The sequence below is a fragment of the Pseudomonas sp. RIT-PI-a genome (assembly GCF_001187875.1).
Lineage (GTDB): Bacteria > Pseudomonadota > Gammaproteobacteria > Pseudomonadales > Pseudomonadaceae > Aquipseudomonas > Aquipseudomonas coleopterorum.
In genome coordinates this window covers 171452-195240 of the sequence record NZ_LGIR01000013.1, presented here as the reverse complement: position 1 = coordinate 195240, position 23789 = coordinate 171452, and the positions used below count along the sequence as shown (strand labels likewise).

General features: G+C 63.8%; 24 protein-coding genes. 10 read left to right on the top strand and 14 right to left on the bottom strand.

The genetic code is table 11. From position 1 onward, the window contains the following. Nucleotides 1–12 precede the first annotated feature (12 nt). From pstA to AC788_RS09375, 5 genes are all read left to right on the top strand, one after another. The gene (pstA, locus tag AC788_RS09395; RefSeq protein WP_049860388.1) at nucleotides 13–1683 is read left to right on the top strand and encodes a phosphate ABC transporter permease PstA; all 1671 of its coding nucleotides are present in this window, start codon (nucleotides 13–15) and stop codon (nucleotides 1681–1683) included. A 63-nt stretch (nucleotides 1684–1746) separates the two neighbouring features. After that, a complete protein-coding gene (pstB, locus tag AC788_RS09390; protein WP_049860387.1) occupies nucleotides 1747–2580 on the top strand; it encodes a phosphate ABC transporter ATP-binding protein PstB in 834 nt (277 codons plus the stop codon). A 55-nt stretch (nucleotides 2581–2635) separates the two neighbouring features. Continuing rightward, nucleotides 2636–3394, top strand: a complete 759-nt coding sequence (phoU, locus tag AC788_RS09385; RefSeq protein ID WP_043192144.1) for a phosphate signaling complex protein PhoU — start codon at nucleotides 2636–2638, stop codon at nucleotides 3392–3394. A 140-nt stretch (nucleotides 3395–3534) separates the two neighbouring features. Next, complete coding sequence (locus AC788_RS09380) at nucleotides 3535–4443, top strand: response regulator (protein ID WP_049860386.1); 909 nt, start codon at nucleotides 3535–3537, stop codon at nucleotides 4441–4443. A 70-nt stretch (nucleotides 4444–4513) separates the two neighbouring features. Next, nucleotides 4514–5410: a peptidoglycan DD-metalloendopeptidase family protein gene (locus AC788_RS09375; RefSeq protein ID WP_049860385.1), complete on the top strand. Its 897-nt coding sequence runs from the start codon at nucleotides 4514–4516 to the stop codon at nucleotides 5408–5410. 181 nt (nucleotides 5411–5591) lie between these two features. On the opposite strand, the gene AC788_RS09370 is transcribed toward AC788_RS09375, so the two are convergent. The 3 genes from AC788_RS09370 to phoB form a co-directional block, all read right to left on the bottom strand. Next, nucleotides 5592–6932, bottom strand: coding sequence for a hemolysin family protein (locus AC788_RS09370; RefSeq protein WP_043192150.1), 1341 nt, complete (start codon nucleotides 6930–6932; stop codon nucleotides 5592–5594). 310 nt (nucleotides 6933–7242) lie between these two features. Beyond that, complete coding sequence (gene phoR, locus AC788_RS09365) at nucleotides 7243–8508, bottom strand: phosphate regulon sensor histidine kinase PhoR (RefSeq protein ID WP_236690501.1); 1266 nt, start codon at nucleotides 8506–8508, stop codon at nucleotides 7243–7245. A gap of 71 nt (nucleotides 8509–8579) precedes the next feature. Beyond that, a complete protein-coding gene (phoB, locus tag AC788_RS09360) occupies nucleotides 8580–9269 on the bottom strand; it encodes a phosphate regulon transcriptional regulator PhoB (RefSeq protein WP_043192154.1) in 690 nt (229 codons plus the stop codon). A gap of 144 nt (nucleotides 9270–9413) precedes the next feature. On the opposite strand from phoB, the gene AC788_RS09355 reads away from it, so the two are divergent. Then, the gene (locus AC788_RS09355; RefSeq protein ID WP_049860383.1) at nucleotides 9414–9809 is read left to right on the top strand and encodes a COG4315 family predicted lipoprotein; all 396 of its coding nucleotides are present in this window, start codon (nucleotides 9414–9416) and stop codon (nucleotides 9807–9809) included. A 39-nt stretch (nucleotides 9810–9848) separates the two neighbouring features. Here the strand turns inward: AC788_RS09355 and ubiA are convergent, their stop codons facing one another. Both ubiA and AC788_RS09345 read right to left on the bottom strand, forming a co-directional pair. After that, nucleotides 9849–10739: a 4-hydroxybenzoate octaprenyltransferase gene (ubiA, locus tag AC788_RS09350; protein ID WP_049860382.1), complete on the bottom strand. Its 891-nt coding sequence runs from the start codon at nucleotides 10737–10739 to the stop codon at nucleotides 9849–9851. After that, a complete protein-coding gene (locus AC788_RS09345) occupies nucleotides 10739–11284 on the bottom strand; it encodes a chorismate lyase (protein WP_049860381.1) in 546 nt (181 codons plus the stop codon). The genes ubiA and AC788_RS09345 overlap by 1 nt, the downstream gene beginning before the upstream one ends. 180 nt (nucleotides 11285–11464) lie before the next feature. On the opposite strand from AC788_RS09345, the gene AC788_RS09340 reads away from it, so the two are divergent. The 3 genes from AC788_RS09340 to AC788_RS09330 all read left to right on the top strand — a co-directional run bounded on the left by AC788_RS09340 (nucleotide 11465) and on the right by AC788_RS09330 (nucleotide 12668). Next, nucleotides 11465–11632 (top strand): rubredoxin, encoded by a 168-nt coding sequence (locus tag AC788_RS09340; protein WP_049860547.1) that lies wholly within the window; start codon nucleotides 11465–11467, stop codon nucleotides 11630–11632. A gap of 218 nt (nucleotides 11633–11850) precedes the next feature. Next, complete coding sequence (locus AC788_RS09335; protein ID WP_049860380.1) at nucleotides 11851–12123, top strand: HU family DNA-binding protein; 273 nt, start codon at nucleotides 11851–11853, stop codon at nucleotides 12121–12123. 173 nt (nucleotides 12124–12296) lie between these two features. Next, nucleotides 12297–12668: a hypothetical protein gene (locus tag AC788_RS09330; RefSeq protein ID WP_049860379.1), complete on the top strand. Its 372-nt coding sequence runs from the start codon at nucleotides 12297–12299 to the stop codon at nucleotides 12666–12668. Between the two features lie 16 nt (nucleotides 12669–12684). On the opposite strand, the gene AC788_RS09325 is transcribed toward AC788_RS09330, so the two are convergent. The 6 genes from AC788_RS09325 to exbB form a co-directional block, all read right to left on the bottom strand. Beyond that, nucleotides 12685–14082, bottom strand: coding sequence for an aminoacyl-tRNA deacylase and HDOD domain-containing protein (locus AC788_RS09325; protein ID WP_049860378.1), 1398 nt, complete (start codon nucleotides 14080–14082; stop codon nucleotides 12685–12687). A gap of 88 nt (nucleotides 14083–14170) precedes the next feature. Continuing rightward, a complete protein-coding gene (gene recG, locus AC788_RS09320) occupies nucleotides 14171–16246 on the bottom strand; it encodes an ATP-dependent DNA helicase RecG (RefSeq protein WP_049860546.1) in 2076 nt (691 codons plus the stop codon). Then, entirely contained in the window at nucleotides 16243–17169 is a 927-nt protein-coding gene (locus tag AC788_RS09315) for a hydrogen peroxide-inducible genes activator (protein WP_049860377.1), read from the bottom strand. The genes recG and AC788_RS09315 overlap by 4 nt, the downstream gene beginning before the upstream one ends. A gap of 93 nt (nucleotides 17170–17262) precedes the next feature. Further along, complete coding sequence (locus AC788_RS09310) at nucleotides 17263–18006, bottom strand: energy transducer TonB (RefSeq protein ID WP_049860376.1); 744 nt, start codon at nucleotides 18004–18006, stop codon at nucleotides 17263–17265. Continuing rightward, entirely contained in the window at nucleotides 18003–18428 is a 426-nt protein-coding gene (exbD, locus tag AC788_RS09305) for a TonB system transport protein ExbD (RefSeq protein WP_049860375.1), read from the bottom strand. Before exbD ends, AC788_RS09310 begins: the two co-directional genes overlap by 4 nt. Before the next feature lie 3 nt (nucleotides 18429–18431). Continuing rightward, on the bottom strand, nucleotides 18432–19391 hold the full coding sequence (exbB, locus tag AC788_RS09300; RefSeq protein WP_049860374.1) for a tonB-system energizer ExbB: 960 nt from the start codon (nucleotides 19389–19391) through the stop codon (nucleotides 18432–18434). 195 nt (nucleotides 19392–19586) lie between these two features. Between exbB and AC788_RS09295 the strand changes: the two genes are divergently transcribed. Continuing rightward, nucleotides 19587–20438 carry an SDR family oxidoreductase gene (locus AC788_RS09295; protein ID WP_049860373.1) on the top strand — a complete coding sequence of 284 codons (852 nt, stop codon included), beginning with the start codon at nucleotides 19587–19589 and terminating at the stop codon, nucleotides 20436–20438. A gap of 18 nt (nucleotides 20439–20456) precedes the next feature. On the opposite strand, the gene AC788_RS09290 is transcribed toward AC788_RS09295, so the two are convergent. From AC788_RS09290 to spoT, 3 genes are read right to left on the bottom strand one after another with little or no spacing between them, the layout of a single operon-like run. After that, nucleotides 20457–21191, bottom strand: coding sequence for a hypothetical protein (locus tag AC788_RS09290; protein ID WP_049860372.1), 735 nt, complete (start codon nucleotides 21189–21191; stop codon nucleotides 20457–20459). A 59-nt stretch (nucleotides 21192–21250) separates the two neighbouring features. Then, nucleotides 21251–21631: a RidA family protein gene (locus tag AC788_RS09285; RefSeq protein WP_049860371.1), complete on the bottom strand. Its 381-nt coding sequence runs from the start codon at nucleotides 21629–21631 to the stop codon at nucleotides 21251–21253. Between the two features lie 31 nt (nucleotides 21632–21662). Further along, complete coding sequence (gene spoT, locus AC788_RS09280) at nucleotides 21663–23774, bottom strand: bifunctional GTP diphosphokinase/guanosine-3',5'-bis pyrophosphate 3'-pyrophosphohydrolase (RefSeq protein ID WP_049860370.1); 2112 nt, start codon at nucleotides 23772–23774, stop codon at nucleotides 21663–21665. Between the last annotated feature and the right edge of the window lie 15 nt (nucleotides 23775–23789).

Genomic DNA, 23789 nt, shown 5'->3' with positions numbered 1-23789 from the left:
AGGTAGCCGGCTGTGAAGCAGAATTCCCTGAAAGGCTGGTTCAAGAGCGGCTCGCCCGGTGTCTGGATCAGCGGTGGCGCCGTGTCCATCGCGGTCATCATGACGCTGGGCCTGCTGGCCGTGATCGCCGTGCGCGGTCTGGCGCACTTCTGGCCGGCAGACCTGGTCCACGCCAGCTACAACGTGCCGGGGATGGCCAATCATCTGGTCATCGGCGAGATCGTGCAGAGGGAAGAAGTACCGCGCGAACGTCTGAAAAGCGCTGGCCTGCCGGTGCCGGACGATGGTCCCGAGTTCATGACCCGGGAGCTGGTCAAGGTCGGCAACCGCGATATCAACGGCGCCGATTTCACCTGGATCGTCGGTGATTGGCTGACCGAACAGAGCACCCCACCCGAACTGCTGGCGCTGGAACGTCGCGAGTGGGGCAATTTCTACGGTTATCTGGTCAACATCAAGGAGCAGGGCAAGGTCGTGGCCGAGGGTGAGGGTGCCTGGCCGGAGCTGCAAAGCCGCATCTTGCGGGTCAGCGACCTGGCGGACGCACTCGGCCGACTGGAAAAATCCGACATCGGCAAGGTCAACGCCGGGCTCGAAAGGCTGCGCCTGCAAAGCCGTCGCCTGGAGCTCGAAGGCCAGCTCAACCCCGCCGCTCAGGCCGACATGGACGCCGAGCGTGCCGAGCTCGATGCGCGCTACAAGGACATCGAAACCCGCCTCGGTGCGCTGCATGCCCAGGTCAACCGCGACAGCATCACGGTGCGCAACGCCAACGGCAAGGAAATCGAGGTCCAACTGGGCCAGATCGTCCACGCCTATCAGCCCAATGCCATGAGCACGCTGACCAAGTTGGGTTTCTACTTCAACAAGATGTGGGAATTCCTCAGCGACGATCCCCGTGAAGCCAACACCGAAGGCGGGATCTTCCCGGCTATTTTCGGCACGGTGATGATGACCCTGATCATGGCGGTCATCGTCACGCCATTTGGCGTGCTGGCGGCGGTCTATCTGCGCGAATACGCGAAACAGAATACCGTCACCCGGCTGATTCGCATCGCGGTGAACAACCTGGCCGGTGTGCCGGCCATCGTCTATGGCGTGTTCGGCCTGGGTTTCTTCGTCTATGTGCTGGGCGGCTCGCTCGATCGGCTGTTCTTTCCCGAAGCGCTGCCGGCGCCGACCTTCGGAACGCCGGGGCTGCTATGGGCGTCGCTGACCCTGGCGTTGCTAGCGGTGCCAGTGGTGATCGTGGCCACCGAAGAGGGCCTGGCGCGGATTCCGCGGACCGTGCGCGAAGGCTCCCTGGCCCTGGGTGCGACCAAGGCGGAAACCCTGTGGAAGATCGTCCTGCCCATGGCGAGCCCGGCGATGATGACCGGCATGATCCTGGCGGTGGCCCGTGCCGCCGGCGAGGTGGCCCCGCTGATGCTGGTGGGCGTGGTCAAGCTGGCGCCGTCGCTGCCGCTGGACGGCAACTACCCGTACCTGCACCTGGACCAGAAGATCATGCACCTGGGCTTTCATATCTACGACGTCGGCTTCCAGAGCCCCAACGTCGAGGCGGCGCGACCGCTGGTGTATGCCACCGCATTGTTGCTGGTGCTGGTGATCGCTACGCTGAACCTGTCGGCGGTCTGGATTCGCAACCATTTGCGCGAGAAGTACAAGGCGCTGGACAGTTGAGTGCGCTCACCCGCACCTCACATTTGCAGCGCGAACCGAATTTGACAGCCTTTGGAGTCTGCCATGCAGCATGAAAACCCATCCCATGGCATCAACCTGTCGGCCTTGGGGCGCGACAAGCAGAGCCTGAACCTGGCCAAGGAGACCGTGGCCATCGAAGTGCCCGGCCTGAGCCTGTTCTACGGCGACAAGCAAGCGCTGTTCGACATCGCCATGAACATCCCCAAACAGCGCGTGACCGCGTTCATCGGTCCTTCGGGCTGCGGCAAGTCGACCCTGCTGCGCACCTTCAACCGAATGAACGACCTGGTCGACGGCTGCCGCGTGCAGGGCGCGATCAACCTCTATGGCAACGACATCTATCGCAAGGGCGAAGACGTCGCCGAACTGCGTCGCCGCGTCGGCATGGTGTTTCAGAAGCCCAATCCGTTTCCCAAGACCATCTACGAAAACGTGGTCTACGGCCTGCGCATCCAGGGCATCAACAAGAAGCGCATCCTCGACGAAGCGGTCGAATGGGCACTCAGGGGCGCGGCGCTGTGGGACGAGGTCAAGGACCGCCTGCACGAGTCCGCCCTGGGCCTGTCCGGCGGCCAGCAGCAACGTCTGGTAATCGCCCGCACCATCGCCGTGGAGCCCGAGGTCTTGCTGCTCGACGAGCCCTGCTCGGCACTCGATCCGATCTCCACGCTCAAGGTCGAGGAATTGATCTACGAGCTCAAGTCCAAGTACACCATCGTCATCGTCACCCACAACATGCAGCAGGCGGCACGGGTGTCCGACTACACGGCGTTCATGTACATGGGCAAGCTGGTGGAGTTCGGCGACACCGACACACTGTTCACCAACCCGGCCAAGAAGCAGACCGAAGACTACATCACCGGTCGCTACGGCTAGGGCTTCGCCGCCGTTGCTGGCATCATCCCGAGCGGACGCACCAAGGATTCGACCCATGATCAGTAAAGAAGGCCTCACCCATCACATCTCGCAGCAGTTCAACGCCGAACTGGAGGAGGTGCGCAGCCACCTGCTGGCCATGGGCGGGCTGGTCGAGAAGCAAGTCAACGACGCGGTCACCGCGCTGATCGAGGCCGACTCCGGCCTGGCCCAGCAGGTGCGCGAGGTCGACGAGCAGATCAACCAGATGGAACGCAACATCGACGAGGAATGCCTGCGCATTCTGGCGCGGCGACAGCCGGCGGCCTCGGACCTGCGGCTGATCATCAGCATTTCCAAATCGGTGATCGACCTGGAGCGCATCGGCGACGAATCCACCAAGATCGCCCGCCGGGCCATTCAGCTGTGCGAGGAGGGCGAGTCGCCCCGTGGCTACGTCGAGGTGCGCCACATCGGCGACCAGGTGCGCATCATGGTGCGCGACGCGCTCGACGCCTTCGCCCGCTTCGACGCCGACCTGGCCCTGTCGGTGGCCCAGTACGACAAGACCATCGATCGCGAGTACAAGACCGCCCTGCGCGAGCTGGTCACCTACATGATGGAAGACCCGCGCTCCATTTCCCGCGTGCTCAACGTGATCTGGGTACTGCGCTCGCTGGAGCGCATCGGCGACCATGCGCGCAACATCTCCGAACTGGTGATTTACCTGGTCCGCGGCACCGATGTTCGGCACATGGGCCTCAAGCGCATGAAGCAGGAAGTCGAAGGCACCCTCGACAGCGCTAATGTTCTGGACCAACCTGACGATAAGTAAGAGGGTCCGACACGAACGCCCGGCCTTTGCCGGGCGTTTTTCGTTGTGGGGCGAAGCGAGGCAGCCGTGTGGCCAGCCCCGCCGAACGGCACGTGGCCTTCGGCGAGTGGCGATGCCTGCGCGGTTTTCAGGAGCGGTCGATGAGCAAGATCAGTGTGCTGGTAGTGGATGATGCGCCGTTCATTCGCGACCTGGTGAAGAAATGCCTGCGCAATGCCTTTCCCGGCATCGTCGTCGAGGACGCAGTGAACGGCCGCAAGGCGCAGTCGCTGATGATGCACAACAGCTACGACATGGTGCTGTGCGACTGGGAAATGCCGGAAATGTCCGGCCTTGAACTGCTGACCTGGACCCGCGAGCAGGAAAACACCAAGACCTTGCCCTTCATCATGGTGACCAGCCGTGGCGACAAGGAAAACGTCGTGCAGGCGATCCAGGCTGGCGTGTCGGACTATATCGGCAAGCCGTTCACCAATGAGCAGCTGATGACCAAGGTCAAGAAGGCCCTGGCCAAGGTCGGCAAGCTGCAGGCGCTGGCAGCCGGTGCACCGACGCGCCAACAGGCCGCCTCGGCCTTTGCCAACGATTCGCTGAGTGCGCTGACCTCGGGCCGCGCCGAGCCTGCGCGACCTGTAGCCCCCGCGCCTCGGCCGGCCGCCGCTGCAACACCGGCCAGTGCGCCAGCTCCAGGCGCGCGAGCCACCGCGCCCATGGGGCGTGGACAAGGCCAACTGCGCCTGCCCGGCGGCAGCCAGCAGTGCGTGATCAAGGCCCTGAGCCTCAAGGAGGCGTTGCTGGTCGTACGGCGCACCGACACGCTGCCTCAGGTGCTGGAACTGGCGGTGCTCGATCTGGAGCAGGGCGAAAATGCCGAGGTGGCGCGTCTCAACGGCTATCTGCACGCCGTGGCCGCGTTCGAGCCCAAGCCCGACAGCGACTGGCTGCAGCTGACCTTCCGTTTTCTCGACCAGGATGCGCAGAAACTCGACTACGTCTCGCGCCTGATCGCCCGGGGCTCGGTGCAGAAACATTTCGTGCCAGGCGCCTGACAGGTGGCACATTGCCGCTCTGCAGATACCTGCTAATCTTGGCGCACGTTCCCCTTCAGACATCGTCCCCATGGTCTATCGCCTCCTGCTGATCTGCGGCCTGCTCGCGGCCGCTCCCATGGCTCAGGCCGCGACCGTCTACAAGTTCACCAATGCCGATGGCGTCACCTCCTACACCGACCGGCCCGTGCCCGGCGCACGGGTCTTCGTGATGCGCGAGCGCATCGTCGAGCGGATCGACCGGCAGGTTCGTCTGGAAGTGAAGAAAGGCAAGGGCAGCGCCAACTTCATGGTGCGCAACGATCTGTACGCACCCGTCGAGGTCGAGCTGAAACTGAGCAAGTTGCGCAACGTGCAGGGTCTGCCGCCCAGCAGCATCCGCCGCGTCGTGCCAGCGCGCAGCAGCGTCAGCCTGGTGACACTGACGGCCCAGCAGGTCGGCAAGCCGCTGGGCTATGCCCAGACCCTGGTGTCCTCCATCGGCGACCCGCAGGGCGAGGCGCATGGCTACCGCTACCCCTTCCCCTGGCGCGGCGGACCCTTCCGCCTGACCCAGGGGCCCAATGGCACCTATAGCCATTTCGGCGCCAAAGGGCGCTACGCCATGGACATCGCCATGCCCGAAGGCACGCCGATCATCGCAGCGCGCGGCGGTACGGTGATCAAGGTGGAAAATAACCAGAACAACCGCGGCGACAACCCGTCGGGCAACTTCGTGCGCATCCTCCACGAGGACGGCACCATGGGTGTCTATCTGCACCTGATGCGCGGTTCGGTGAGCGTCAAGGAAGGGCAACAGGTCAGCGTCGGCTCGGCGCTGGCGCGCTCGGGCAACACAGGCAACAGCACCGGCCCGCACCTGCACTTCGTGGTGCAGCGCAACGTCGGCCTGGCGCTGGAGTCGATTCCCTACCAGTTCGACCGGCCACTGGGCGTACTGCCCAACTTCGCCGTCGGCGGCCAGTAACCCCCTTGCAGCAACCTCCCCCCTGTGAGAGCGGGTTCTACCCGCGAAGAGGCCATCGAGCCCACTGCACACCGTGATCCCCGACGCCCCCCTGTGGGAGCGGGTTCTACCCGCGAATGGGCCATCAAACCCACTGCACATCCCAACGCCCCACTCGCAGGCAGCACTGACCTGCCACAACTCACTCGATCTTGAGCACCTTGGCCAAGATGATCTTGGGCCCCTTCATCTTCTTGATGATGATGCGCAGGCCTTCTACCTCCAGCAGCTCCTCTTCCTCGGGCACCCGCTTGAGGGTCTCGTAGATCAAACCCGCCAGGGTTTCCGCCTCAATGTGATCCAGGTCCACCCCCAGCAGCCGCTCGACCTTGAACAGCGGCGTATCGCCCCGCACCAGCAGCTTCCCGGGTTGATAGGCCAGAATGCCGCGCTCGGCCTTGCGGTGTTCGTCCTGGATGTCGCCGACCAGCACTTCCAGCACGTCTTCCATGGTCAGGTAACCGATGATCTTGCCATCGGCCTCCTCGACCAGCGCAAAGTGCGCGCCGCCCTTGCGGAACTGCTCCAGCAGACGCGACAACGGCATGTGCCGCGACACCCGTTCCAGAGGACGGGTCAGCTCGGCCAGGTTGAACGACTCGGGCAGGTGGTCGAGCGCCGCCAGTTCCAGCAGCAGATCCTTGATGTGTAGCAGGCCGACGAACTCTTCGCGCTCGGTGTCGTACACCGGATAGCGGCTGAACTTGTGGCGACGAAACATCGCCAGGATTTCCTTGAGCGGCGCGTTGAATTCCAGGCTCACCAGGTCTTCGCGCGAGTTGGCCCAATCGACCACCTCCAGTTCACCCATCTCCACTGCCGAGGCCAGTACGCGCATGCCTTGGTCACTGGGGTCTTGGCCACGGCTTGAGTGCAGGATCAGCTTGAGCTCGTCGCGGCTGTAATGGTGCTCGTGGTGCGGGCCGGGTTCGCCCTGACCGGCAATGCGCAGAATGCCGTTGGCACTGGCATTGAGCAGGTAGATGGCCGGGTACATGGCCCAGTAGAACAGGTACAGCGGCACCGCCGTCCACATCGACAGCAGCTCTGGCTTGCGGATCGCCCAGGACTTGGGTGCCAGCTCGCCAACCACGATGTGCAGGTACGAGATAACGAAGAAGGCGCTGAAGAACGACACGCCCTTGATGACTTCCGGCGACTGCACGCCGACGGCGCCCAGCAACGGTTCGAGGATGTGTGCGAACGCCGGTTCACCGACCCAGCCCAGGCCCAGCGAGGCCAGGGTGATACCCAGCTGGCAGGCGGAAAGGTAGGCATCGAGCTGGCTGTGGACCGTGCGCAGAATGCTGCCACGCCATCCATGCTTCTTGGCGATGGCCTCTACCCGGGTCGAGCGCAGCTTGACCATGGCGAACTCGGCGGCTACGAAGAAGCCGTTGAGCAAGACCAGGAACAGAGCGAAAAGAATCATGCCGAAGTCGGCGAACAGTGACGAAAGGGAGATGCCTGTGGAAGGGTCCATGGTGGCGTTTTACGGTGTCCGTGTGCTGGGGGGGAATGAGGCGATACCCAGGGTGGGTAATGTGTTTGGCAATGTAACGGCTGGACGGGCCCTTGCCTAGGGGGTGTGCTGATAAGGCAGCCATATGCAGCGTTCTCCCAACACACCGCAGCGCCTGCTTCGCGGCCAATGACCGCTCCTACAGGAACACCACTATTTCCGTAGGAGCGGTCCGTGGCCGCGAAGGGCGCGCCGCGCTCCCTCCTGCACACCGCAGCGCCTGCTTCGCGGCCAATGACCGTCCCCCCCGACAGGATCGCGCCCTGCGCGGTTAACGAACCACCACCTGTACCAACGAGAAGTGACACGTGAAGATACTGCCATGACCCGGCACGCTGCTGATCTCCAGCGTCGCCCGATGGCGAAGCAGCACGTGCTTGACGATGGCCAGCCCCAGCCCGGTGCCACCAGTGTTGGAGGCTCGACTGGAGTCCACGCGATAGAAACGCTCGGTCAGACGCGGCAGGTGCTTGGCATCGATGCCGATCCCCGAATCCTGTACCCGCAGATGGGCGCCCTGGGCGTCGGTCCAGCAGCGCACCTGAATGGTCCCCTGTTCCGGCGTGTATTTCACCGCGTTGAAAATCAGGTTGGAAAACGCGCTGCGCAGTTCGGCCTCGCTGCCCTTGAGCAGCACCTCGTTCTCGATGTCCAGGCTGATCGTCTGGTTGCGCGGGCCGGACAGGGCCCGGGCGTCGCTGACGATACTGTGCAGCAGGGCCGTGACCGCCACCGGCAGGTTGTCCGAGGGGTAATCGGTGGCTTCCAGCTTGGCCAGCAACAGCAGGTCGTTGAGCAGGGTCTGCATGCGCACGCCTTGCTGCTCCATCTGCTGCAGGGCACGGGTCCAGCGCGGGTTCACGTCCTCGACGTTGTCCAGCAGGGTCTCCAGGTAGCCGGTGATCACGGTCAGCGGCGTGCGCAGCTCGTGGGACACGTTGGCCACGAAATCCTTGCGCATCTGTTCCAGCTGGTGGATGCGGGTCACGTCGCGCACCAGCATCAGGTGTTCGTTGTTGCCATAGCGGGTGATCAGAAACTGCACACGCAGACGATCATTGACCGGCGAGGGAATTTCCAGCGGCTCGGCGTAGTGCTCCTGGGCGAAGTATTCCTTGAAGCGCGGATGGCGGATCAGGTTGGTCACCGGCTGACCACTGTCCTGCGGGGTCTTGAGCCCCAGCAGGGTCTCGGCCGCGCGGTTCCACCATTCCAGGTTGCCGTCGGCATCGAGCATGATCACGGCATCGCGCAGAGCCGCAGTGGACTCCTGCACGCGATCGATCACGGCCTGCAGACGCCCGCGCGCGCGCTGATCGCGGCGCTGCATGTGATAGATGCTGTCGAACACCTCACCCCACAGGCCATAGCCGTCGGGCGGTGGTTGATCCGGCTGGTGCTCGCGCAGCCAGCGGTGCAGACGCAGCAGCTGCTTGAGCGTCCAGGCCAGGTACACCGCCAGACCCAGCGCCAGACACCAACCGTAATGACCGGTGATCAGCCCGACCAGCAGGCACCCCGCTACCAGCAACAGCATGTGACGCACGAGGGTGGCATACCAGTCTTGTTTCACGTATCGCGCATCCTTTGCTGTGAAAACCTGCCGGTTCAGCTCTTGGTGGAGAAGCGGTAACCGGTGCCGCGCACGGTTTGTACCAGATTTTCGTAGGCGTCGCCCAAGGCCTTGCGCAGCCGGCGGATGTGAACGTCCACGGTGCGCTCCTCGACGTAGACATTGCCGCCCCAGACCTGGTCGAGCAACTGCCCGCGAGTGTAGGCACGCTCCTGGTGGGTCATGAAGAACTGCAGCAGACGGTATTCGGTAGGCCCCATCTCGGCGGGCTTGCCGTCGATGGTGACGCGATGGCTGATCGGATCCAGCAACAGACCACCGACCTCTATCGGCGATTCGCCATCGCTGGGGCCGGCGCGACGCAGCACGGCCTTGAGCCGGGCCACCAGTTCGCGTGGCGAGAACGGCTTGGTGATGTAGTCGTCGGCACCGACTTCCAGTCCCTGGATCTTGTTGTCTTCCTCACCCTTGGCGGTGAGCATGATGATCGGGATATCGCCGGTCAGCTCGTCGCGCTTGAGGCGGCGTGCCAGTTCGATGCCCGAGGTGCCGGGCAGCATCCAGTCGAGCAGGATGAGATCGGGTTTGCGGTCGACGATGATCGCATGGGCCTGCTGCGCGTTCTCCGCCTCGAAGCTGTCGTAGCCTGCCATTTCCAGGGCTACGGCGATCATTTCGCGGATCGGTGCCTCATCGTCGACGATGAGAATGCTCCTGCCAGCCATTGTGCAAACCTCTTGTCATTACCCTGTCATGCGCCGCATTAGATAACGCAATTATTGCAGTCGTGTGACAGCTGCTCGAGCGTATCAAGTTATTCAGACTGTACTAAGCTGTAAATCCCTGTTCATTGATGACGAGAGGCACCCATGAAGACTCGTACGACTTCGGCCTGGACGGCCCTGTGTGGCGCCCTGGCGCTGACGCTGTCCGGCCTGGCCATGGCCGCCGACCACCCGCGCCTGGAGCCGGGCAAGGCGTTCGTCGACGGCCGCGGCATGACGCTTTACACCTATGCCGAAGACGAAGACGGCAAGTCGACGTGCAACGCCGACTGCGCGAAGAACTGGCCGCCGCTGATGGCCGACAAGGGTGCCGCCGACGACGGCGACTGGACCGTGATCAGCCGCGACGACGGCAGCCTGCAGTGGGCCTACATGGGCAGCCCGCTGTACACCTACAAGGCTGACAAGAAGCCTGGCGACACCAGCGGTGACGGCAAGAAAGATAACGCCTGGCAGGTCGCCCGTCCCGTCGAAGACTGAACTGCACACCTCGATCCGGCACGACGGCCAGGGAGGGCGTCAGCGCAGGGCGTAGTCGAGCACAATGCCCAGGAAGATCGCCAACCCTACCCAATGGTTGTGCAGGAACGCCCTGAAGCAGGCCATGCGCTCGCGCTCGCGGGTATGCCACCACTGCCAGGCGAAACACAGCGCGGCCACCGCCAGGCCCGCGTGGAACCAGCCGCCGAGGCCGAACCGTGCGCCGGCCAGCAGCAGGCAGGCCAAGGCCAGCCCCTGCAGGATGACAATGATCAGGCGATCGGCGGCGCCGAACAGGATGGCGGTGGACTTCACCCCGATGCGCAGGTCGTCATCGCGGTCGGTCATGGCATAGTAGGTGTCATAGGCCACCGTCCACAGCAGGTTGGCGATCCACAGCAGCCAGGCGGCCGCTGGCAACTCGCCGGTTTCAGCGGTGAATGCCATCGGCATGCCCCACGAGAACGCCATGCCCAGCACCACCTGCGGGTAGTAGGTGTAGCGTTTCATGAACGGATAGCTTGCCGCCAATATCAAGCCGCCTACCGACAGGCCGATGGTCTGGGCATTGGTGCACAGCACCAGCACGAAACTGATGCCGACCAGCACGGCGAAGAACACCAGCGCTTCCTTGCTGTTGATCTTGCCGCTGACCAAGGGCCGCGCTTCGGTCCGCTTGACGTGGCCATCGACCTTGCGGTCGGCGAAGTCGTTGATCACGCAACCAGCCGCGCGCATCAGCACCACACCGGCGACGAAGATGACCAGATTGGCTAGCGAAGGCCTGCCTTCACCGGCGATCCACAGGGCCCACAGGGTCGGCCACAGCAACAGGTAGACGCCGATGGGCTTGTCCATGCGCGTGAGCTGAATGAAATCCCAGGCGCGCGGGTTCAGCCGGTTCAGCGACTTGAGCAGGCTCTGGTACATCAACGGTGCTCCACTGGGTTACGAACGGCTTGCCACACAGGCGGCAGGAAGACTTCGGCGACCAGCACCGCCAGCGACCCCCGGTCGAAACGCGAGCGTCTGGCCCACAGCCCCTCGCTGGCCTGCTGGGCGGGCAGCCACCGGGCCGGGTAGCGGCAGGTCTGAATGGGACCACGAACGAAGGCCGGGTCGCAGAACAGCAGCTCGCCCAGCGAACGGTTGCCCAACGCCTGCAGGTCCAGGTCGCTGGCCTGCAGGCTGCTGCGCGCCGCCACGCTGCGGGCGAACACCCAGGGCTCGCCATGGCCGAGCAGACAGACCTCGCGCACCCACCCCTGGCTGCCTCGCGCCACAGCCAGCGCCAGGCATTCTTCATCACGCAGCGGTTGCCAGTCCTGCAGCAGCACGCGGACGCCGAAATGGTCATCGCTGAGCTGAATCAAACGGCGGGTCAGGGAGCCTGGATCGAACAGCCAGTCGCGTACCAGCGGGTCGGCGTCGGCCAGGCATTGCCAATCGGGGGAGGGGAATCCTGAATGGGGCACGGTAGTGAATCGGGTCGGCTGGAAAGACGTCGACTTTATCATGTTTGCCGGTGCCGATTGGCCGCCCCAGCCTGATGAAGCTTGCATCGCGCGACGTTGATCAGTACAAACCGCGAGAGCCGGGCGACAACGTCTTACCATCGAGCGCCCGCCAGATCGCCTGAATACCGAGGGAACATGATGAAGAAGTGGCAATGTATCGTCTGTGGCTTGATCTATAACGAAGCCGACGGCTGGCCCGAGGATGGCATCGCTGCCGGTACCCTTTGGCAAGACGTGCCCGAAGACTGGCTGTGCCCCGACTGCGGCGTGGGCAAAATGGATTTCGAAATGATCGAAATCGGTTGATGGTGACCCGCATTCGGGTGCCGCATTGCCGATAGGCGCCGTTCTGTCGGAATAACCCGCACTTTGCCGTAACAAACCCGTGGCAGACACTGGCGCGCCCTCGTGCAGCGTGCCATTCTCACTCCGTCTGCCGCAGCGTAGAGCCTGCGGCGAGTTGGGCGTTGCCGCCCACCAGGCAGTCGCCAAAAAAAAAAAAAACCGCCATAAGAGGCTTCACCATGCGTAAACCAGAGCTCGTAGATGCCATTGCTGAAAAAGCGGACTTGACCAAGGAACAGGCCAACCGCGTCTTGAATGCCGTACTCGAAGAAATCACCGGCGCACTGCACCGCAAGGACAGTGTCACTCTGGTGGGCTTCGGCACCTTCATCCAACGCCACCGCGGCGCCCGCACCGGCAAGAATCCGCAGACCGGCGAGCCGGTGAAGATCAAGGCCAGCAATACCGTCGCCTTCAAGCCTGGGAAGTTTCTCAAGGACAGTGTGAACTGATCCACCTGGCACCGCGCTGCTGAGCGCCGCCCGCCATGGCACCCGGTCCGCCGGGTGCCTGCGACATACCTGCCGCCATAACGGCCAGATAGCCTGCCCCGCCTTAGCCGGACTGCCTTGACCGAGCCATTGCCGGTACACTCGCCGCCACTTCCCCGCGCCGAGACTTCGCCATGAAATTCCGCTTCCTGCTTTGGGCCATGGGCCTGATGATGGCCCGCGCCAGCCGCAACAACCCAGCCTTCGCCCAGCAGCTCAAGGACAAGGACCTGGTGTTTCAGTTACAGACACTGGACGGCAAGATCGCGCGGCACTTCATCGTCCGCGATCAACGGGTGAGCAGCCGCAGCGGCAGCGTGGAACAGCCGGCCTTCGCGATTGCCTTCAAAGACGCCAAGTACGGCTACGACACTCTGCAGGCCAGCAACAAGCAACTGGCGTTCATGCAGGGCATTCAGGACAAGCACATCCAGATCAAGGGCAATCCGGCGCTGGTCGTGTGGTTCCAGGGCGCGATGAAATACCTCAAGCCCAGAAAGCGCTGAGGTCACCGCGCACCTGTCAGTCGAACTGGTGGGCCAGCTCGCGCAGCAGTGCCTCGGCTTCCAGCACTTTACTGACTACCGCTTCGGCCTTGTCTCGGCTCAGTTCCAGGCGCTCGAACAAGGCATCCGGAATGTACTGATCCCCGCTGCCGATGCCGCGGCTGCGCAACAGGCGAATGGCCAGGCACACCAGATTGGCGTAGGCGGCGTGCTCGCCGGTGTAGCTGGGGTCGTGCTGGAACCGTAGCGCGGTGCTCAGTTCTTCCGGCATTTCCCAGTAGCGCATCAGCCAGGCGCCCATCTGCTCTCGCGTCACGCCCAGCAGATGCTGCTCGATGAAATCATGCTGCAGGTGCGGATTGACTTCGAGATGACGACAGATCAGCTGGAAGTGCGGCGGAAACAGGTGAGCGAGTAGCAGATAGCCGAAGTTGTGCAGCAAGCCGGCCAGGTAGGTGAGGCCTGCTTCCGGGCGGCTGGCCCGAGGCATGGCACGGGTCAGGCCTTCGATCACTGCAGCCACATAAATGGACTGATGCCAGTGTGGCGTGGCCTGACGCGGATGATCCTTGGGCATGTTCAAGGTCTTGCCCAAGGCCAGACCCAGCGCCAGATTGATTACCAGATCGAAACCCAGCACGCGAACGATGGCGTCCTCCACCGAACGAATCTTGCCCGGTGAGGCGTAATAAGGTGACGCGGCCCAGCTGACCACCTGCGCGGCCAGCGCTGGATCGGTTTCAACCACACCGGTGATGTCGTCGATGGTGGCATTGGGGTCAACCCGCAGCTTGATGATCTTCTGTGCCGTGGTTGCCAGGGGAGGAATCTCGATGGTCGATTCCAGACGCTGTTGGATACGCCGTGCGGTGAAATTCTGCACCGCGCGGGTGATTTCCTTGCCGTCGTCATCGGGACGATCCAGGTTGGGGCGGACATTGGCCAAGGGTTGGCCAAAAGAGCCGGAACTGGCTTTGGTCAGCATCTTGCGGAAATCATCGCCGCTCAGTTCGAGCCACCCGCCGGGTTCGCCGGAGCTGACCAGCAACGTGGGTTCGAGCATCAAGCGCTCGTCGTACAGGCACGGCGAACTGGTCAGGATCGGCAGGCCCGGCAGCAAGGCCAGCTGGTGCTTGCCCAGCATAGCGGTCAGGCGCTCCTCGGACACGGCCGTGAGCTTGCGCCCGGTCAGCTCGGTCAAGCGATTCAGGTCCAGCAGCTGACTCTGGGGAAACAACACCATGAGTGCCCCGACCTCATCGGCCAGCAGAACCGCCTGGATCGTGCGGCCGGCATCGGCGGCGGTCACCTGTCGTGCATCCACCGCCGTCCAGGCGATGCCCGAATCGTTGAGCATCTTCTGGATCACGGAGGGGACGGGCGAAGTGACGGCTTCCAGCGCAAGTTCATTCATGGTCTGCATCCATTGTCCTACATTCGCCTCAGTATACTCAGCTTGCCCGGGAAACCGAGACCTGTATCACACAAGTTTCTGGAGCGCTTCAGACTTGACCGTATTGCTGCCCATGCCGCAGCCAGCGCTCGAGCAGCGGCGTGACATGGCCGGGCCAGCGTTCGATGAGCACCTGGGCCGCTTCGCGCACTGCCGGCAGCAAGTCGGCGTCGCGCATCAGGTCGGCGACCTTGAACTGCAGCAGGCCCGTTTGCCGGGTGCCCAGCATCTCGCCGGGACCGCGCAGCTGCAGGTCCTTTTCGGCAATCACGAAGCCGTCGTTGGTTTCGCGCATGATACCCAGCCGTTCCCGACCGATCTGCGACAAGGGCGGGTGGTAGAGCAATACGCAGTGGCTGGCGGCGCTGCCACGACCGACGCGTCCGCGCAGCTGATGGAGCTGGGCGAGCCCCAGGCGTTCCGGGTTCTCGATGATCATCAGGCTGGAATTGGGCACATCCACCCCGACTTCGATCACGGTGGTGGCCACCAGCAGTTGCAGATCGCCGGCCTTGAACCAGGCCATGACCTCGGCCTTTTCGGCAGGCTTCATGCGCCCGTGAATCAACCCGACCCGCAGCTCACCCAAGGCCAGGGTAAGCTCTTCGAAAGTACTTTGCGCGGCCTGGCAGGTGAGCTCTTCGGACTCCTCGATCAGGGTGCAGACCCAATAGGCCTGGCGGCCTTCGGCGCAGGCGGCGCGTACCCGCTCCACCACCTCGGGGCGACGGCTGTCGGCCACCAGCACGGTGTTGACCGGCGTACGTCCGGGCGGCAGCTCGTCGAGTACGGATGTGTCGAGGTCGGCGTAGGCACTCATCGCCAACGTCCGCGGGATCGGCGTAGCGGTCATGATCAACTGGTGCGGGCACATCGTTCCGCCCACGCCTTTCTGCCGCAACGCCAGGCGTTGCTGTACGCCGAAGCGGTGTTGCTCATCGATGATCACCAGAGCCAAGCGGGCGAACTGCACCTCGGCCTGAAACAGGGCGTGGGTACCCACCACCATCGGCGCGCCACCGGCGATACGCTCGAGTGCGCCGACCCGTGCCTTGCCCTTGAGCTTGCCGGCCAGCCAGGCCACTTCGATGCCCAGCGGTTCGAGCCAGCGCTGGAAGGTGATGAAGTGCTGCTCGGCGAGAATCTCGGTCGGCGCCATCAGCGCCACCTGATAACCCGCCTCCAGTGCCTGCAAGGCGGCCAGGGCCGCCACCACGGTCTTGCCGGCACCGACGTCGCCCTGCACCAGACGTAGCATCGGCTCGGGCTGGCTCAGGTCGTAGGCGATTTCCGCACCCACCCGACGTTGTGCACCGGTAGGCGCAAACCCCAGGTTGTCCAGGTAGCGCACCGGCAGGTCCCGGGCCAGCGGCAGGGCAGGCGCGCGTTGGGCGCGCAGGCTTTCACGCAGGCGCTGCTGGGACAGCTGATGGGTCAGCAGCTCTTCGAAAGCCAGGCGGTGCTGAGCCCAGTGATGACCCACCGCAAGCTCTTCGAGGTCGGCGTCCGGCGGCGGGCGGTGCAGGTAGCGGATCGCTTCATCCAGAGGGGCCAGTTGGTGCTCGCGCGCCAGCTCCAGCGGCAACCAGTCGGGCAGGCTGCGCGGCCCCAGCAGGTCGAGGGCCTGCTGCGACAACTGACGCAAACGCTGTTGGGTCAGGCCTTCGGTGGTCGGGTAGATCGGCGTCAGGTTCTGCTCGACCGGGATGTCTTGCTCCCCGGTCAGGACGCGGTATTCGGGGTGGTAGATCTCAAGTCCCGAGGCGCCCGGCCGTGCTTCGCCATAGCAGCGCACAGGCGTGCCGCGCTTGAGCGCTTCCTTCTGGGCATTGCTGAAATGATAGAAACGCAGGCTCAGCGAGCCACTGCCATCGCCCAGGCGCACCAACAGGCTGCGGCGCTTGCCCATTGAGACGTCGGCACCGCTGACCACCCCCTCGATGACCGCATCCTGGCCAGGGCGCAACGCCCCGATCGGGACTACCCGGGTGCGGTCCTGATAGCGCAGGGGCAAGTGGAACAACACATCCTGGAGGTTTTCGAGACCCACCTTGGCGAGTTTTTCCGCCATCGCCTCGCCCACGCCCTTGAGCGCAGTGACCGATACCTGAGCCAGCTCGGTCATGGCGCGTCGCGGCCCACCGGCTTGGCCACCGAACACAGACGGATCGAATCGGCGAGGATCTCGATGGCCTTGGGCCGGGGAAAGCTGGCGCGCCAGGCGATCGCTACGGTGCGGAACGGGGTCGGTGGGGTCAGTGGCCGGACTTCGATGACGCCAGGCGCGTAGTGATGGCTGTCGACGGCCGACAACGGCAGGATCGAAACACCCAGGCCGGACGCAACCATGTGCCGAATGGTTTCCAGCGAGCTGGACTCGACGGTGGTGTGCTTGGCGCCTTCCGAGCCCTTGGTCAGGGTCGGGCAGGCTTCCAGAACCTGATCACGGAAACAGTGACCTTCACCCAGCAGCAGCAGGCTCTTGTCGTTGAGCAGGCCCGAATCGATGGTTTCCTTGCGCGTCCAGGGGTGGTCCGCCGGCATCAGCACGTAGAACGGCTCGTCATAGAGCGGCAGGGTCAGTACATCGGCTTCGTTGAACGGCAGGGCGATGATCACCGCGTCCAGCTCACCATTGCGCAGCTTGTCGCGCAGGATGTGAGTGAAGTTTTCCTCGATGTACAGCGGCATCTGCGGCGCCACGCGGTGCAGTTGCGGGATGAGGTGTGGGAACAGGTACGGGCCGACGGTATAGATGGCGCCGACCTTGAGCGGGGCGGTGAGCTGGTTCTTGCCGGCCTGAGCCAGTTCGCGGATACCCTGGGCCTGTTCGAGCACCTTCTGTGCCTGAGCCACGATGCCTTCGCCGACCGGGGTCAGGCGCACGGCGCTCTTGCTGCGCTCGAAGATCAGCACGCCGAGCTCGTCCTCGAGCTTCTTGACGCCGACCGAGAGAGTGGGCTGGCTGACATGGCAGCGCTCAGCCGCGTGGCCGAAGTGTTGCTCCTGAGCCAGGGTAACGATGTAGCGCAATTCTGTGAGGGTCATAACGTGCGTCCATGAAGTTGCGAGCCCAGCATAGCGGCTGCAACCGATAGACGCACGTTATCAACGGCGCTGAAACGCATCAAATTATGCGAATCAGCGTTTGTCCAGCGAGTAAACGAAGGGCGCGACCACTTCCAGGCTGCCATTGACCAGAATCTCGGCCGGTGGCTTGGGCAACGGTTGCGCTCGACGGATCATCTCCATGGTCGCGCGGTCCAGTGCCGCGCTGCCTGAACCTCCAGCCAGGGAGTACGACAGTACCCGGCCTTCGGCGTCGACCACGAAGCGCAAGCGGTTGACCCCGGTCATGCCACGACGGCGCGCATCTTCAGGGTACTTCTTGTACTTGGCCAAGTGGCGCAGCAGATCGCCCTGCCAGCTGGGCAGTGCGTTGCTGTTGGACGGCACACTGGGGGCGGGCGCTGCCGGCTTGGCCGGTTGTGGCGGCGCCGGACGGCTGTCCACGGTCTGCTCGGCCGGTGGTTGCTCCTTGGGCGGCTCGGGCTTCTTCTCGACCTTGGGCGGCTGCGGTTTGGGCTTGGGCTTGGGCGGCGTTGGCTTGGGCACCGAGATCGTCGGCTTGGGCGCTTCCGCCAGCTTGGGCAATGGATCCTCGACCACCGGCTCGGGCGGTGGCGGCGGCGTGACGACCTGCGGCGGCGGGGGGGGCGCAGGTTCGGGCAGCGGCGCCATCTCCACCATCATGGCCTGCGGTGGCAGCTCGATGGGCTGCGGCGCGGGCCAGTTCAGGGCAACCACGATGGCCGCCGCGTGCACGCCGAGGACGACCGCCAGGCTGGCAACATAACGCGTCGTTTTCTGGCGCGTCGTGATCATTGCTTGGCTGCCGTCTCGAGGCCGACCAGGCCTACCTTCAGGTAGCCCGCGCCGCGCAGGGTGTTCATCACTTCCATCAGGTCGCCGTAATCCACGCCCTTGTCGGCCTGGAAGAAGATGGTCGTGTCCTTGTTGCCGCGAGTCTTGGCATCGAGGATCTGGCCCAGCTGCGTGCGCTCGACCTTGTCGTCACCCACGTACAGGTTCTGGTCGGCCTTGACGCTGAGGAACACCGGCTTTTCAGGCCGCGGCGCCGGCTTGGCGGTCGAAGCGGGCAAGTCGACCTTGATGTCCACCGTCGCCAGGGGGGCTGCGACCATGAAGATGATCAGCAGCACCAGCATGACGTCGATGAAGGGCGTCACGTTGATTTCATGGTTCTCGGCGAGGTCGTCGCCGCCTTCGTTCAGGTGCAGGCCCATAGGTCAGCCCACCTTGACCATCTGCGGCTGAGCTGCGCGCTCGCCTGGCTGGTGATCGAGGTCACGGCTGACCAGCAGCAGCACCTGTGCCGAAGCGTCCGAGACCTGCGCCTTGTAGCCGGCGATGGAGCGGGCGAAGACGTTGTAGATGACCACTGCCGGGATGGCCGCGACCAGGCCCAGTGCGGTGGCGAGCAGGGCTTCGGCAATACCGGGTGCGACCACGGCGAGGTTGGTGGTCTGGGTCTTGGCGATGCCGATGAAGCTGTTCATGATGCCCCACACGGTGCCGAACAGGCCGACGAAGGGCGCCGTGGAACCGATGGTGGCCAGCACGCCGGTGCCCATGCTCATGTTGCGACCGCAGGCGGCGACCAGACGCTCGAGACGGAAGCTGACCCGCTCCTTGATGCCTTCACGTTCGCGCGCGTTGGCCGACAGGTGCATCTCTTCGAGGGCATCGTGGACCAGCAGGTTGGCCAGGGTGCCTTTGCGCGAAGCGGTTTCGCTCGCCTGCTTGAGGGTGGCGGCTTTCTTCAGCGCGGCGATTTCACCCTTGAGGCGACGCTTGGCGCCCAGCAGCTCGAAGCCCTTGGCGATCCAGATGGTCCAGGTGATGATCGAGGCAATGGCCAGACCGATCATCACGGCCTTCACCACGATGTCCGCGTTCTGGTACATGCCCCACGGCGACAGGTCGTGACCCATGCCCAGGGTGGTGTCTTCGACCAGCGCCTGCTCTGCCGGCGCGGGTTGCTCGGCGCTCGGTGCAGGTGTGGCGGCGGGCTGGGATGCCGGTGCGGCTTGCGCGGGCGCTGCAGTCGCGGTACTGGCAGGTGCATTGCTCGGCGCAGTGGCGTCGGCGAATGTCAACGGAGCGATGGCCAGGCCCAGCAGCAACGCTGCAATGGCACTCCACGCGCGTGGCTGGCTTGGCGAAGCGGAAGGGTGTTTGCGAATCATGCTGGCCGGACCTGAGAAGAGAAAGAAAAGGGTGCACGTTCTTCAAGGCCTCGCGAAAGACCGAGAACAGATTGGGGCGGTATTATTGCAAGTAATTCTTGTTAGCAAAAGTAATAATGTAACTTATTTAATACCGCTGGCCGCAAAACCTCGGCTAAGGGTAGGCTCGGTGCCTGACTTTCAGGAGCCTTGCGCATGACTTCACCCACTGTATTGATCGCCGGTTGCGGCGATATCGGCAGCCGCGTCGCCCGCCGCCTGCTGGCGTCGAACTGGCGCGTGCACGGTCTGCGTCGGCACATCGAGCAGTTGCCTGACGGTGTACTCGGCGTCGCTGCCGACCTGCACCAGGCGCAGTGCCCCGAGGCCTGGCCACGCGAGCCCCTGGATTACCTGCTGTATTGCGTGGCCGCCACGCAACACGACGAGCCGGGCTATCAAGCCGCCTATGTCGACGGCTTGCGCCATGTACTGAGCTGGCTGGCAGAGCACCGGCAGACGCCCAGGCGTCTGTTCTTCGTGTCCAGCAGTAGCGTGTATGGACAGACTGAAGGGGATTGGGTCGATGAGACCTCGCCGGTAACGCCCAGCGGGTTTTCCGGGCGCCTGATGCTCGAAGCCGAGCAACTGGCGTTGAGCGCGCCTGAACCGGCGACCGTCGTGCGCCTGACCGGCATCTATGGGCCCGGTCGCGAGCGTCTGGCCGGGCAGGTACGCGAGGGTTATCAGGTCGCGTCGCAGCCGCCGCTGTACGGCAACCGCATTCATGCCGACGATGCCGCAGGGCTTTTGGCGTTTCTGATCGAAGCGGATGCTCGTGGCGTCGGGCTGGATGACTGCTACATAGGCGTCGACGATGCCCCGGCCCCATTGCACGAGGTAGTGGATTGGCTGCGCACGTACCTGGGCGTCACCCAGCGCTCGCAGACCCAGAGCATCCGCCGCACTGGTTCCAAGCGCTGCAGCAATGCGCGTGCACGCGCCTTGGGCTGGACGCCGCAGTACCCCACCTATCGGGAAGGGTATGCGGCCTTGCTGAGCCGGTAACCTCGCCTCGTCCCGGTGCTACTTGCTGAGCAACCAGCGCCGGGTGCCGGGCACCAGGTTGGGCATTTCATCGTCCTGGGCCTGGTTGAGCGCCTGCAGGATTTCCAGCTGATTGCCGTTGCGACGGAAAATAAAGGCATTGCCGCGCTGTTGCTGTTCCAGCCACATGCTGTCGAACTCGCCGCTCATGGCCGCGCAGTCACCCGCCAGGCATAATGCGTAGCGATCCAGGCCCGCCAGGCCATCGATGCGTCCGTCGGGCAGGAAATGAGCCACGCCGCCCTGGCCTGGGCCCTCGACGACTTTCCAGTCGCCGCCCATGTAGGCGGTGTACAGCGCCTGCTCGAAGGTCGCGCCCACTGGCGTGTCCGCACGCGCCGGGGCGGCCGACTTGCTGAACGTTTGCACCGGGGTGTTATCGCTTGCTGCTTGTTGCAGGGTAGCGCCGTCGATTTTCAGGGTGTCTTCACCGTTGCCGTAGAAGTCCACCTTGAATTGGCCATCGGCCTGGGGCACCAGCTTGCCTTCGCCCTCTTCGAAGCCATTGCTGAAACGAGCCTGACCGGCCACGGTGTCGATCGACCATTCCAGTGTCGGGCCGTTGGCCAACAGCGCCTGGCGCAGGCTTGCGCCCTTGGCGGCGGCATCGATGGCTTTCTGATTGATCCAGACGCCGTTGGGGTCGACGTTTTCGTGGCTGGCGCAGCCGCCCAGAAGCAGGGCGGCCAGAGATAGGGCGAGCGCGTGACGCATGAAGGAAGTCCTTGCTGGCGAATGGCGCTGCAGACGATTGCCGCAGCGCGCGGGGCGGCTTATTCGATGACCAGGATAGCGTCCATTTCAACCTGCGCGCCCTTGGGCAGGGCAGCAACGCCAATGGCGGCGCGGGCAGGGTAAGGCTGCTGGAAGTAGCGGCCCATCACTTCGTTGACGGTGGCGAAATGGCTCAGATCGGTCAGGAAGATGTTGAGCTTGACGATGTCCTTGAACGAACCGCCAGCAGCCTCTGCCACTGACTTGAGGTTCTCGAACACCTGCACGGTCTGAGCCTCGAAGCCTTCGACCAGCTCCATGGTGGCAGGGTCCAGTGGAATCTGGCCGGACATGTAGACGGTATTGCCAGCCTTGATGGCCTGGGAATAGGTACCGATGGCAGCCGGGGCCTTGTCGCTGGTGATTACGGTCTTGGTCATGAACAGCTCCTTGAAATGAAGGTTCCGCGCCTCAGGCACGCACGCGCGTGAGGCGGGTGACGCCAGCCAGGGCGCGCAGTTTCTTGATGACGCGGGCCAGGTGGACGCGATCGTGCACGCTGACTACCAGCTGGACCACGCTAATGCGGCCATCGCGTTCGTCCATGCTGATCTTCTCGATGTTGCCGTCGGCGGCGTTGACGCTGCTGGCCAGCAACGCGATCAGGCCGCGCTGGTGCTCGAGTTCCACGCGCAACTCGACATTGAACTCGCCGGTGACGTCCTTGGCCCAGCCCAATTGGATGCATTTTTCCGGGTTGTGGCGGATTTCGCTGATGTTGCGGCAGTTTTCCAGGTGAACCACCATGCCCTTGCCCGCCGACAGGTGACCCACGATCGGATCGCCGGGGATGGGCGTGCAGCATTTGGCATAGCTGAGCACCAGGCCCTCGGTACCGCGAATGGCCAGCGGCCCTTCGGGGCTGGGCAACTGCTCGCCGCCATCGGTCGCCAGCAGGCGTCGCGCCACGACATAGGCCATGCGGTTGCCCAGGCCGATGTCTTCGAGCAGGTCTTCGATCAGCTCCAGGCGGTACTCGGCCAGCATGGCTTGAACGCGCTCGGCAGGAATCTTGTCCAGCGCACTGTCGAAACCGTTGAGCACCTTGTTCAGCAGACGTTCGCCCAGGTTCACCGATTCCGAGCGGCGTTGCAGCTTCAGGGCATGGCGAATATGGGTGCGGGCCTTGCCGGTGACCACGAAGTTGAGCCAGGCCGGGTTGGGGCGTGCGCCGGGTGCACTGACGATTTCCACCGTCGAACCGCTCTGCAGCGGCTCGGACAGCGGCGCCAGGCGTCGGTTGATGCGGCAGGCGATGCAGCTGTTGCCCACGTCGGTATGCACCGCATAGGCAAAGTCCACCGCCGTGGAACCCTTGGGCAGCTCCATGATGCGGCCCTTGGGCGTGAACACGTAGACCTCGTCCGGAAACAGGTCGATCTTCACGCTCTCGATGAATTCCAGCGAGTTGCCGGCACGTTGCTGCATTTCCAGCACACCCTTGACCCACTGACGGGCACGGGCGTGGGTGCCCTTGGGTTGTTCGTCGTCGCTGGACTTGTACAGCCAGTGGGCGGCGATGCCGTTGTTGGCCATCTCTTCCATTTCACGGGTGCGGATCTGGATTTCGATCGGTACGCCGTGCATGCCGAACAAGGTGGTGTGCAGCGACTGGTAGCCGTTGGCCTTGGGGATCGCGATGTAGTCCTTGAAGCGGCCTGGCAGGGGCTTGTACAGGTTGTGCACGGCGCCCAGCACGCGGTAGCAGGTGTCGACCTTGTCGACCACGATGCGGAAGGCGTACACGTCCATGATCTCGTTGAAGGCACGGCGCTTGCCGCGCATCTTCTTGTAGATGCCATAGATGTGTTTCTGGCGACCGCTGACATCGCCCTCGATGCCATCCACCGAGAGGCAATGGGCCAGGGAATTTTCGATCTTGTTGACCAGCTCCTTGCGGTTGCCGCGGGCGCGCTTGACCGCCTGGTAGATGCGCGCCGAGCGCATCGGGTACATGGCCTTGAAGCCCAGGTCCTCGAATTCGACGCGCACGTTGTGCATGCCCAGCCGGTTGGCGATGGGTGCGTAGATTTCCAGGGTTTCCTTGGCGATGCGCCGACGCTTCTCGCCGGACAGCACTTCGAGGGTGCGCATGTTGTGCAGGCGGTCGGCCAGCTTGACCAGGATCACGCGGATGTCCCGGGCCATGGCCATGGCCATCTTCTGGAAGTTTTCCGCCTGAGCCTCGGCCTTGGTCTCGAAGTTCATCTGGGTCAGCTTGCTAACCCCGTCGACCAGATCGGCCACGGTTTCGCCGAACTGGGCACTGAGTGCTTCCTTGGCGATACCGGTGTCTTCGATCACGTCGTGCAGCATGGCCGCCATCAGGCTCTGATGGTCCATGTGCATGTCGGCGAGAATGCCTGCCACCGCCAGCGGGTGCGTGACGTAGGCTTCGCCGCTGCGACGGCGTTGGCCGTCGTGGGCTTGTTCGGCGTAGAAGTACGCTCGGCGGACCAGGTTGACCTGTTCTTTGCCGAGGTAGGTCGACAAGCGATCGGCGAGGGCGTCTATGCTCGGCAAGGGGAGACCTCCTGC